Source organism: Pseudobutyrivibrio xylanivorans (assembly GCF_010906925.1).
Taxonomy (GTDB): domain Bacteria; phylum Bacillota; class Clostridia; order Lachnospirales; family Lachnospiraceae; genus Pseudobutyrivibrio.
This window is the reverse complement of the sequence record NZ_VTVE01000002.1, coordinates 271,013-283,114: the sequence shown is the minus strand read 5'-3', so window position 1 is coordinate 283,114 and position 12,102 is coordinate 271,013. Positions and strand designations below refer to the sequence as shown.

Genomic DNA, 12,102 nt, shown 5'->3' with positions numbered 1-12,102 from the left:
TCAAAAATCCGATATACAAATTGGAGATTATTAATCAGATGCCTTAAATAGGGGGATATTCATGGTTAAAGGTCTATATACAGCCTATACAGGAATGGTTAACGAACAGAGAAGAATGGACGTAATGACCAATAACTTGGCCAACTCAGCTACCACAGGCTACAAGAAAGAAGCCATGGTTGCTCAAGCATTCGACGAGAGATTAGCCATCAAAATCAAAGACACATCATCACTTGGAAATAGACCAGAGGGAATAGGATATATGTCCCTTGGAGCTAAAATCGGTGAGACATACACAAATTGGGACCAGGGCGGTTTTCAGATTACTGATAAGCCTTCGGATGTGGCCATCGGTGGTAGAGGATTCTTTGCTATAGCTTTTACAAACAAAGCAGGCGAGACTTCTATTAGATACACAAGAGATGGTGCATTTACAGTTGATACTGATGGATACTTGAGAACATCAGATGGAGATTATGTACTTAATCAGGAGGGAGCTTTGAATTCTCTCTACGGCGAGGACTATTACGTACAGATTGATCCTAATTTAGAGTATGCAATTGCCGCTGACGGTACTATTTCTCAGAACAATGAAGAGGTAGATACAATCGGAGTCATTGATATTGCAGACTACGATTATATCAATAAATACGGTGAGAACTTATACACATTGATCCCTGGAGGACAGATTGTTGAAAGCGATGCTATCCTAGAACAGGGAACACTTGAATCTTCCAATGTCAATGTTGTAGAGGAAATGGTTAGCATGATTCAGATAGCTCGTGCATACGAGGCTGGTCAGAAGATGATTCAGACTGAGGATGCTACACTTGAAAAAACCGTCAATCAAGTAGGACAGGTATAGAACCGCTGAAAGTAACGTAAAAATTACTAGATAATTAGAAGTTGTATAAATAGCTTGTAGTTATCAAGCTATTAGCTCTCTGGAGAATGACGTGTAGTCATCGGAAGAGAGACTAATGCTTGATAATGTAACAAGCGGGAAACAAATCATGGAGGTACTTGGCATATGATGAGAAGTTTGTGGTCTGCTGCTTCAGGTATGAAGGGTCAGCAGGTATCAGTTGACACAATTGCAAACAACTTGGCAAATGTTAATACAACTGCATATAAATCTCAGAGTACACAGTTCAAGACATTGTTATACCAAACAATGCAATCTACAAGTACAAATGGTCAGGGCGAGACAAAACCTACCAGTGCTCAGGTTGGACTTGGTACAAGAGTTGCTTCTATTAATGCTAATTTTACTCAAGGTAGCCAGCTTGCAAAGGATAGCCCAACAGCAATGTGCATCATTGGTAATGGTTTTTTTGCTGTAGAAGATGGAGACGAAACTCACTATACAAGAAATGGTGATTTTACATGGGCGCTTGATGATGGAGGTAACAAGGTGCTTACCACATCAGAAGGCTACAAGGTTCTTGATCAGGCAGGAAGACCTATCACTGTTCCAAATACAGTAGAAAAGGGATTCACAGTCAATCCAGACGATGCTTCGATTTCATATCAGAATCCAGATGGTACATACACCAACACAGGTCAGTCAATTGCACTGTACCAATTTACAAATAGAGTCGGCTTGGACAAAATCGGAGAGAATCTCTACGATGAGACAGCTGCCTCAGGGGAGCCAATGGGTGAGTGGAACACTCAGGGAGTAAACAGGAGTTCAATAGCTCAAAACTATTTGGAAGGATCTAATGTAAATGTTGCTGACGAGATGGTTAGTCTTATCATTGCACAGCGTGCATACGAGATGAACTCAAAGGCAATAACTACTTCAGATACAATGTTAGAGCAAGCTAACAACCTTAAGAGATAGTTTAGTAACATGTAAATGAATTCTCTAATTTGCGGTACCGAGAATTCGCGGATTTACGGGAGGAATGAAAAATGGATACTATGGTAATGAACACTTACATGCAGACGCAGTACAACAAAGCGGCCACAGAGGCTGCAGAGAAGACAGCAAAATCACTTGGTGGTATTTCAGCAACTTCCAGCAAGGAAGAAGTTACAGAAGCAGTAAAGGGCTTCGAAACTTACTTGATGGAGCAGGTGCTCAAAGAGGTTAAGGAATCTTTTGTTCCAAAGGATGACGAGGATTCTTCAATGTCTATGTACAAGGACTATTTCATGGATAGTGCTTATACAAAGGTAGCAGAGCAGCTTGTAGATGAAGTTGGTGGAAATATTACAGAAGATTTCGTAGAGCAGATAATGCGTAACTATGGCATTACAGGTACTTCTAATATTCCTACAGAGGAAGGTGGACTTGATGCCGATGCAGTATCAGAGGAAATTGCTCAGGCAAATTCTTCGACAGTTCAGCAAGTATTAGCATAAGAATATTTTATAGAGGCATTGCAAGGGCAATGTCTCTTTTTTTATGCTATTATATATCCTATGGAAGAAATAACAGGTTACGTAGAAGGAATAATATTTAGAAATTCAGATAATGGTTATACTGTTATGGACTTTGTAGTAGATGAATTTCTCATTACAGTAGTAGGGATTTTTCCAACTGTTGGTGAGGGCGAGAATCTACTTCTTAGAGGACAGTATATTGACCATCCTACATATGGACGCCAGTTTAAAGCTACAAGCTATGAGGCGGTGGCTCCAGCTGATGAGCTATCCATGGAGCGATATTTGGGCTCAGGTGCAATAAGAGGAATTGGACCAAAGCTTGCTGCTAGAATCGTTAAAAAATTTGGCGCGGATACATTTAGGCTGATTGAGGAAGAACCGGAGCGTCTTGCAGAGGTAAAGGGTATTTCTCTTAACAAGGCCATGGAGATTTCAGACCAGATTGTAGGAGCTAAGGACATCCGCAATGCCATGATTTTCCTTGATAAATATGGATTGCACGGCAATACAGCTATCAAAATTTACAATAGATTTGGCAATGAAGTTTACAACATTATCCAGAGCAATCCATACAAGCTGGCTGATGAAATATCCGGAATAGGATTTAAGACAGCTGATGAGATAGCCACACAAGTCGGCATAAAGGTTGACTCTGAGTTTAGAATCAAGGGTGGTATCCAGTACATTTTAGGCCAGGGAGCTGGTCTTGGACATACATATTTACCTATCGAGCTTTTGAAGGATATGTCAGTTGACCTGTTGAAGGTGGATGAGGCATCTGTTGAGGCACAGATTATGAATCTGGCCATGGAAAGAAAGCTGATTATCAAAAAGGATGGGGACAATACACAGATTTATTCCAGAGCATTTTTTAGAATGGAAGAATCTATTGCAGGGATGCTTCGAGAGCTTAATGTGACCTACAAGGCAGATGAGGCAGACTTGCAAAAGGTCATTCGTCGCATAGAAAAGGATGAGGAAATAGAGCTGGATGAGTTGCAGAAAAATGCTGTCATTTCAGCTGCTAAAAAGGGATTTTTCATTCTTACAGGTGGCCCAGGTACAGGAAAGACCACAACAATCACCACCATGATTCGTATGTTTGAGGAAGAGGGGCTAAACATTTTCCTTGGTGCGCCTACTGGCCGTGCTGCAAAGCGTATGAGTGAGGCTACAGGCTACGAGGCTCGCACTATTCATAGAATGCTTGAGGTTTCAGGAAGACTGGGCGATGATGACGACGTGGCATCATTTGCTAGATTTGATAGAAACGAGGAGAATCCACTGGAGTGCGACGTTATCATTATCGATGAGATGTCCATGGTGGATGTATCCCTTATGTATTCTCTTCTAAAGGCAATATCGCCAGGTACTAGACTGATACTGGTAGGTGATGTAAATCAGCTTCCATCAGTGGGTCCAGGTAATGTGCTAAAAGACATATTGGCATCTGATAAATTTGAGTCTGTTAAACTGGAAAAGATTTTCCGACAGGCTCAGGAGAGCGACATTGTTATGAATGCTCATAAGATACACCAGGGCCAGCATGTTTTACTTGATAATAAATCAAAGGATTTCTTTTTCTTGAAACGAGATGATGCTGACACCATTATCAGTGTTATGCTTACCCTTGTGAAGGAGAAGATGCCTAAATATGTTGATGCAGGAATAAGCGAAATACAGGTGCTTACCCCAACTAGAAAGGGACTGCTTGGAGTAGAGAGACTAAACAGTATTTTGCAGAGATATCTTAATCCAGAATCCCCGGATAAAAAGGAATGGAAGGGCGATACCAGAGTATTCCGTGAGGGTGATAAGGTAATGCAGATTCGAAATAACTACCAGCTAGAGTGGGAAGTTACCGGCAATTACAATATTACCATCGAAAAGGGTCTTGGAGTCTTTAACGGAGACGTGGGAATTATTAAGGATATCAACGAATGGGGCAAGACTGTAACTGTCGAATTCGAAGAGGGACGAAAGGTTGTCTATCCATTTGCCAGTCTTGATGAGTTGGAGCTGGCATATGCAATCACAGTTCATAAATCCCAAGGTTCTGAATATCCGGCGGTAGTTATGCCAATAGTAGATGGACCAAAGATGCTCATGAATAGAAATATTCTCTACACAGCTATTACCAGGGCAAAAAAATGCGTCACCATGGTAGGCGACGCAGATGTTTTTTACTCTATGGTTGATAATACATCTCAGGCTAAGAGATATTCTGGATTGAAGGACAGAATAGCCGAGGCCTTTAGAGAATAGATTTAATAAATAATTTGTTGTTAACGCTGTCGGCGAGATTGATGATTTCGCCATTATCAAGCTGAATAACAGGTCGTGATAGGTTGCTCTTGTTGATGTAAACTACGCGGCCTGTTTTTGCGTTGTTTAAAATGACACGACTGTTATTGTATGTGTTGGCGATTCTCTCCAAGAAGGTAAGAATATACTGAGTACGGTACTTCTGTAAGCCCTCTTTTTCGAATTCGCTGATTACCTGGAATGAGCAAAGTGGATCACGATGAGCACGAGCAGATGTCATGGCATCGTACACATCGGCGATGGCTACAATACATGAGAAATCGTCCATCTCGTCATCAAAGAGACCTCTAGGATATCCGCTTCCGTCTGCTCTTTCGTGGTGCTGTAAGGCTGCTGCTGAGATTCTAGAATCGAATCCCTTGCCGTTTAACATCTTTTTACCCTCAAGAGGATGAGTCTTCATAACATCAAACTCTGCATCGGTATAGCGGTCTGGCTTGTTCAAAATATCCTCTGGAATCTTAAGCTTACCGATATCGTGAAGAAGACCGGCAAGAGTGAGTGTGTTTAAATCATCCTTTGGCAATTTAAGCCATTTACCAATTGCTCGAGATATAAGTGCAACATTTAAAGAATGAGAATAAATAGGATCCTCCAAATTTCGCATGTTGCTGAGCATATCAAAAAGCTCTAAGGCTGTCTTGGACTTAAATAAAGCTTCGCATTTATTAAGCAAATCATCTGTGCAAGATGAATCGCCACCATCTGCTATCTTTTTAAGCGTCTCTTGTAAATATGCGATATTAATAGCATAGTCAGATTGGAACTTCTTGAAAGCAGGAGATGCTTTTAATCTCTGAGTATAAGTGATTTGGTCACTGACTCTAGACTCAGACCTCTGAGGCTTGGCAGGTGACTTTACTGGTTTCTCCTCAGCGGGAGCAGGCTCAGCTGCAACTTCCTCTTCCTCAATGTCCTCAACAGAGACAGATTCTATTTTGTAAAAGGTGAGTTTGGCAATGAGCTGATTAGTTAACTCCTCGCCTGCCTTTGAAATAGTCTGGCCTCTCTTGGTAAGAACTGGCTCGGCTACAACCATGCCGGCCTTTAGTTTGTCTACAGTAAGTGTTTGCATATTATTCCCCCATAAATTTTCTATAGATACTTTTATTATAATTCCTGCCATAGTTAAAAACAATAATATTTAAAGGAGTGGAGATTATTAAAAATTAAAGGATTGACAAGGATAAATAAAAAAGATAATATTTTACTGACTTAAGTCAGTCAGTAAGAGATGGGAGAGAATTTTCAATGAGGGAAAAAAAGAATCCAGACGAAAGAAAACAAGAAATAATACAAGTTGCTGGTGAATTATTTGCCACAAATGGTTATAAGAAAACACAGGTGAAGGATATAGTTCAATCCATAGGTGTAGCGCAGGGGCTGTTTTATTATTATTTCAAATCTAAAGAGGAGGTTATGGCTGCTGTGGCTGAAGAATATGCAGCAGAAATAATAAATGAAATAGAAAAAAATATTAATGAATGTGAAAATACAGGGAAAAAAATAGAGTTAGTATTTAATACATTTATTTCTAAAGCTCAAAAAGAGAATAAATTATTTATTGAAATTCAAAGCGCTGACAATAGTATAGTGCATACCATTGTTCAAAGTATTATTGGAAAGAAATTGATTCCTATTGTCGTGTCAATAATAGAGCAGGGTAAGAAAAACAAAGAGTGCAACTGTTCTAATCCGTTAATATCGGCAAAATTCTGTGTCTTTGGTGTTTTTTCAATACTAGACGGTATGGGGCCTGAGGAAAAACTTCAATTCTTGTTCGTTAATCGTGGGGATATCGAAAGAATCGTTTACAGAATAATTGGACTTGAAAACGGAGGGTTATATGAATCAACACGAAGTGTCAATGGAGATGACAAGTGATATAAAAGGGAAAATGATAATTAGTGAATTTCCTGAAGCTAGTGAAAGAGTGGCTGATTTCATTGGATTAAAGGGAGAAAGATTTCACTATGATCGTGAAAATGATAGATATTTTATCAATAGTTTTTATCCATCATTCCCAAGTGAATCCTGAAACAGATTCATTGTTGGTGCAAGTAAAATGGTTAGAAATGAAATAAGAATTCCATTACAGGCTGATATTGTCGTTACGGGAAAGTGTCATTGTAAATGCTGGCATTGTTTTAGGATAAAGGATAATCGAGAAGATTTGACTTTTGAAGAGATAGAAAACACGTTGAAAGAATTACATGATATGGGTACTGCGACTGTGGGAATCACAGGTGGCGAACCTATGTTGAGAAAAGATATCAAGGATATTCTTCGGCTAATCCCCAATGATATGGAGGGGCAATTATATACAACTGGTCACAATATAGATGATGAGTTTGCAATGTTTTTGAAAACAACAAATGTAACACGAGTGATTATAAGCTTGGATCATTATCAAGAAGAAGTTGCTAATAAAATGCGAAACTACCATAATGCTTTTGCAGAAGCGAAGAATGCTATTAAGACTTTGGTTTCCCATGGAATATATACTGCTATAACAGTGTGTATTACGGAAGAGTTATTGGATGAAGAGAAGCTAAATGAATATTTTAAGAATGCAAATGAATTAAAACCAGATGAGATTCGTATTATTCTTCCAATTCCACAAGGAAATTTGGAAGGAAACAACGTGACTAGATTATATTCTGATGCAATTAGATTTATAAAAAATATCAAGGAGAAAAACAAGAAAAATCCAGAGTTGCCGGGAATAGTGAATTTTTGTGAGTTCGAGAGCGCGGGATATATGGGCTGTGGAGCTGGTGCAAATTATATATCCATAAACAATGATGGTTTAGTTACACCTTGTGTAGCAGTGCCACTATCCTTCGGAAATATTAGAGAGAAAAGTTTAAAGGAAATATTTGAATCTATGGCTGCGTATTTTCCGAAATCATCAAGAATTTGTTATGGAAAACTAAGCGGAAAAGTTATGGCCAGACTAAATACGGATACTTCAATTACACCACTGAATCCAGAAATGTCAAAAATCGTAGCTTGTAATTGTACTAAATCAAAGCATAGGGCAACAATTTTCGATTGCTTTGTATCGTAATGAGGAAGGGGATTGTAATGACTAGAATTATTGGTAGGGGCGTTTATGTTCCGGCAAGAAGAACAAATGAAGATTTTGAAGAAAAGTATGGAAAAAAGGCAAAGGCTATTTCAAGATTAATAAATCATGAGGTTCATTATCTCGCAACAGATATAGAGAGTAGAGAAGTAAATATATCTAATGTAGGAATGGCATTAAATGCAGCAAAGCAAGCTATACAAAATGCAAAACTAGCTAATGAAGACATTGACTTGATAATTTATAGCACGTCTACTCCAGATTATCTATTGCCTCCAAGTTATATTTTATTGCAGAAAGAATTAAAAATAAAAAACTGCATGGGATTTGATATTAGATCAGGCTGTGCAGGCTTTGGCACAGCATTGACTCTAGCAGACAAATATATAAAAACGGGCGAATGCAAAAATGCATTAGTTGTAGGTGCAGATTTGATAAGCTCGCGTTTTACGAAATTCCCTGCAAAAGAGTTAGATATGAAAACATTGTTTAATTATATGTTTTTCGGAGATTGTGCAGGAGCAGTTGTTCTGACTGGAAGTGACGAGGACAGAGGAATAATATCGACAAAAGTTGAATCTACAATGGCAGATGTTGATATGGGATCAGCATTTTATGTGGGAGGTGCTTTGCACCCATACCCATCAGAAGAGGTTGATTCTGAAAAGTGGGCTGCTTATCAAGCTACAGGATTAAGTGAAGAATATTTGTCAAAAGTTCTGATTGAAACTTTTGAAGAATTTCAAAATGAGTCAGGGGTAGATTTGAGTGAGATAGATCGATTTATAATGCCTATTGAATCAGAAAAAATAGCAAAAAGGGTATTTGAAAGATTTCCAGAAATTACTCCAGACAAAATTTGCTCGAATCATAGCGAAGGCGGAGCCCTAATAAATGCCGCTATTCCTGTCGCAATTAATTCGGCAATTGAAAATGAAAAACTTAAGAAAAATGAAAAAGTATTGATATATGCTGCGGAAAATACACAATGGCAGCATGCAATTATATTTATGAAATGGTAGAGGTGGGGAAAATGACTATTCTAGAAAGATTAAAAAATGTATTAATGAATAATTATAATGTAGCTGAGGAATTATTTGATGGAAACACGTCATTTGTTGATGATTTGCATTTAGATAGTTTGGAATTGTTGGAAATGATTCTAACAATAGAGGACGAATTTGATATTACAATTCCAGAGGAAAAAGTCGAATCCATTACAACAATAAATGAACTGGTAAGTGTTATTGAAAATGCTGAAGTAGCAGGATAAAAGAAAGGTAAAAAAATGAAGGCTTTATCTTTTAATAATGTTTCAAAAGAGTACAGTGTGGGTCACGGAGTTGTAAGGGCGTTGGATGGAATCTCATTTGACATCGAAAGTGAGAAGGTCACAGTTATACTTGGACCTAGTGGTTCGGGGAAAAGTACAATGCTCAATCTAATTGGAGGTATGGACAAGTTAACCAGTGGTCAGCTAATGGTTTTCGGTGAAAATATATCGCAGTATTCTGAAAGAGAATTGACCAAATATCGAAGAAATCGAATTGGTTTTGTCTTTCAGTTTTATAACCTTATTCCATCATTAAATGCATATGAAAATGTAGCTATCGTGCAAAAAATGAATGGGAATTCTTTTTGCGCGAAAGAAATGATTAGGAACGTGGGGTTAGAAAACCGGTTAAAGCATTTTCCTTCAGAATTATCGGGAGGAGAGTTGCAGAGACTATCAATTGCCAGGGCCCTATGTAAAAATCCAGACATACTATTGTGTGATGAACCTACTGGAGCATTGGATAGCGAGACAGGAAGAATGGTTTTAGAATTACTGACTGACATGGCAAAAAAATACAAAAAAACAGTAGTTATAGTTACTCATAATGCATCTATAGCACTTTGCGCTGATACAGTAGTTCATTTGAAAGACGGACATATTGAAGAAGTTGTAAAAAATGAAAAACCATTAAGTGTTGATGAGGTGGATTGGTAATGTTATTGATAAAAAAGATGTGTCGTGATCTTTGGAATATGAAGTCACAATTTCTATCTATTTTTTTGATGTGCATGCTTGGGGTTTTAATCTATTCTGGAATTGAATGTGTTTGGTATGGAATGGAAGTTGAGAGTGACAAATACTTCGCAGAGACAAATCTGGCAGATGTATGGCTCAATGGAAATAATATTACCTATAGTGACAAAAATAGAATTGAAGGGATTGAAAGTGTAGAGCAAACCCAATTATCAGCGGTGTATGATAGCTTTTTGGATGAAAATAATGAAGAAAACATTAGATTGATAGCCAATGCCGCTGATAATATCTCGAAGCCATATAATTATAGTGGAAAGAAGTATGATCCAAATGGAGACGGAATATGGCTAGATAAAGACTATGCCGATGCCAAGGATGTTTCAGTGGGCGATTTCATCAGAGTATATGATGATGAAAAAAATTTTAAACTTAAAGTCGAAGGTCTAGTTTATAGTCCTGAATATATTAGTTACACAGGTACTTTGACATCTATAATTCCAAAACATGAAAAGTATACATTTGGATATGTATCGTTGGATACGTTGCAAGATATTAATAGTTCAGTAAGATATAATCAGCTTAAGATGGTTGTCGAGGAGGATACCGATTTTTATGAACTTAAAACAAGAATTCATTCACTCCTTGAAGAAAAATACATCAATTGCATTGAGCTGAGTGAGTTTAATCAAGTATATTCATTTGTTAGTAAAATACAGCAGATTAAGAAGATGGCAATTATGTTTTCTGTTATTTTTCTATTGTTAGCAATACTTTGTATAAGAACTACTATGAAGCGTATAGTTCAAAAGCAAAGAATACAAATTGGTATTTTAAAAGCGGTGGGTATATATAATTTCGCAATAAAAATCCATTATGCTATGTATGGTTTTATAGTTAGTATAATAGCAACTTTATTAGGATATATACTAGCTCCAAGGACAATAGCGCCAGTGCTGTTAGACCTTCAAAAAGATTTTTATAGCATGCCAAAGTGGAGCATTATAAGCTCAAACTATTCTATAGTATTAATTGTTTTGATGGTTTTAATATGTACTATAACTGCTTGGCTATCATGTACAAATATAGCAAAAGAAGTACCTGCCCAATCTCTTAGAAATCAAGTGATTGATTCTAATAAAAAGACTTTTATCGAGAATATTGAAGGTCTATGGAACAATCTCTCTTTTGAGTGGAGATGGGTTTTGAGAGATGCTAGTAGAAATAAAGCTCGAACTTTGATTGCGATAGTTGGTGTTTTTGGAAGTATGATGTTGCTCATAGCAAGTTTAGGTTTGCAAGACTCAATTAATAAGAATAATGATGTGATATATAATGAGCAATATACATATTATAAGCAATTGACGGTTTCACCGTTGATGACAGAAGAAGATAAGGCTGAAATAGAGCAAAAGCTATTTGGAGATTATCAATGGGTAATGTCAATTTCGGGCGAATGCAAGAATTCAAAGAATATTGGAACGGTAAATGTATTCGTTATAGATAAAGGATATTACTACAATATTAAAAATGCTAATCATATTTCAATCGAACTACCAGAAGATGGATTAGTGGTATCAAAGCAGACTGCCAAGGAACTAGAAATAAAGAAAAATGAATACATAAATCTATTATATAAGGGCACAGAAATCCCAATAAAAGTATCAGACATTCAACCAATAGGAACACCTCAGGGGTTGTTTTGTTCAAAAGAATATTGGCAGGATTTGGGTTTGGAATTTGTTCCAAATACTCTTTTAACAGGAAAGAGTAAAAATCTATCTGATATAGAGGAAGAAAGTTTTGTCAAAGAGACAGTAGAAAAATCTGTGCAAGTTGAAGAGGCAGATAGAGTAATAGATAGTGTAAGAGGTGTAATTATTCTATTAATTATGGCCGCAATTTCATTGAGTGTAGTTATATTGTATAATTTGGCATTATTGAATTTTTCAGAAAAATATAGAGAGTACGCTACATTAAAGGTACTAGGGGCATTTAATGCAGAAATAAAAGGTGTAATTTATAAAGGTAGTGTTTTAAATGTGTTATTAGGGTGGATTATAGGAACTGTTGTAGGCTGGTATTTCTTAAAATTATATGTTTATACAATATCCACAACTACCACAGTCTATTCTCCTTTTATAAAAGTGAGTTCATATATTTGTGCTACTTTAGTGGCATTGGGATGTTCTATTTTTGTTAACTTTGTCGTGGCAAGGAAAGCGATAGCAATTGATATGGTAGAGTCATTAAAATCTGTTGAATAGAT

General features: G+C 37.1%; 12 protein-coding genes. 11 read left to right on the top strand and 1 reads right to left on the bottom strand.

The annotated features are described in order from the left end of the window. Nucleotides 1-61 precede the first annotated feature (61 nt). From F0Q01_RS08060 to F0Q01_RS08045, 4 genes are all read left to right on the top strand, one after another. Nucleotides 62-865 (top strand): flagellar hook-basal body protein, encoded by an 804-nt coding sequence (locus F0Q01_RS08060; RefSeq protein ID WP_090488026.1) that lies wholly within the window; start codon nt 62-64, stop codon nt 863-865. Between the two features lie 165 nt (nt 866-1,030). Beyond that, the gene (locus F0Q01_RS08055; RefSeq protein WP_090154191.1) at nt 1,031-1,846 is read left to right on the top strand and encodes a flagellar hook-basal body protein; all 816 of its coding nucleotides are present in this window, start codon (nt 1,031-1,033) and stop codon (nt 1,844-1,846) included. A gap of 71 nt (nt 1,847-1,917) precedes the next feature. Next, nucleotides 1,918-2,370 carry a hypothetical protein gene (locus F0Q01_RS08050; protein ID WP_090153969.1) on the top strand — a complete coding sequence of 151 codons (453 nt, stop codon included), beginning with the start codon at nt 1,918-1,920 and terminating at the stop codon, nt 2,368-2,370. A gap of 60 nt (nt 2,371-2,430) precedes the next feature. Beyond that, nucleotides 2,431-4,659, top strand: coding sequence for an ATP-dependent RecD-like DNA helicase (locus tag F0Q01_RS08045; protein WP_177209280.1), 2,229 nt, complete (start codon nt 2,431-2,433; stop codon nt 4,657-4,659). On the opposite strand, the gene F0Q01_RS08040 is transcribed toward F0Q01_RS08045, so the two are convergent. After that, complete coding sequence (locus F0Q01_RS08040) at nt 4,649-5,794, bottom strand: HD-GYP domain-containing protein (RefSeq protein WP_090488025.1); 1,146 nt, start codon at nt 5,792-5,794, stop codon at nt 4,649-4,651. The genes F0Q01_RS08045 and F0Q01_RS08040 overlap by 11 nt on opposite strands. Nucleotides 5,795-5,970: 176 nt before the next feature. Here F0Q01_RS08040 and F0Q01_RS08035 point away from each other — a divergent pair, with 176 nt between their 5' ends. From F0Q01_RS08035 to F0Q01_RS08005, 7 genes are read left to right on the top strand one after another with little or no spacing between them, the layout of a single operon-like run. Continuing rightward, the gene (locus tag F0Q01_RS08035) at nt 5,971-6,603 is read left to right on the top strand and encodes a TetR/AcrR family transcriptional regulator (protein ID WP_090488023.1); all 633 of its coding nucleotides are present in this window, start codon (nt 5,971-5,973) and stop codon (nt 6,601-6,603) included. After that, entirely contained in the window at nt 6,566-6,757 is a 192-nt protein-coding gene (locus F0Q01_RS08030; RefSeq protein WP_143096648.1) for a hypothetical protein, read from the top strand. The genes F0Q01_RS08035 and F0Q01_RS08030 overlap by 38 nt, the downstream gene beginning before the upstream one ends. 27 nt (nt 6,758-6,784) lie before the next feature. Next, nucleotides 6,785-7,789, top strand: a complete 1,005-nt coding sequence (locus tag F0Q01_RS08025) for a radical SAM/SPASM domain-containing protein (protein ID WP_090488021.1) — start codon at nt 6,785-6,787, stop codon at nt 7,787-7,789. A gap of 17 nt (nt 7,790-7,806) precedes the next feature. Continuing rightward, nucleotides 7,807-8,829, top strand: a complete 1,023-nt coding sequence (locus tag F0Q01_RS08020; protein WP_163927193.1) for a 3-oxoacyl-ACP synthase III family protein — start codon at nt 7,807-7,809, stop codon at nt 8,827-8,829. Continuing rightward, entirely contained in the window at nt 8,796-9,080 is a 285-nt protein-coding gene (locus F0Q01_RS08015; RefSeq protein WP_090488017.1) for an acyl carrier protein, read from the top strand. The genes F0Q01_RS08020 and F0Q01_RS08015 overlap by 34 nt, the downstream gene beginning before the upstream one ends. A gap of 15 nt (nt 9,081-9,095) precedes the next feature. Further along, nucleotides 9,096-9,797: an ABC transporter ATP-binding protein gene (locus F0Q01_RS08010; RefSeq protein ID WP_090488015.1), complete on the top strand. Its 702-nt coding sequence runs from the start codon at nt 9,096-9,098 to the stop codon at nt 9,795-9,797. Between the two features lie 38 nt (nt 9,798-9,835). Next, nucleotides 9,836-12,100 (top strand): ABC transporter permease, encoded by a 2,265-nt coding sequence (locus F0Q01_RS08005; RefSeq protein ID WP_242941847.1) that lies wholly within the window; start codon nt 9,836-9,838, stop codon nt 12,098-12,100. Nucleotides 12,101-12,102: the final 2 nt, after the last annotated feature.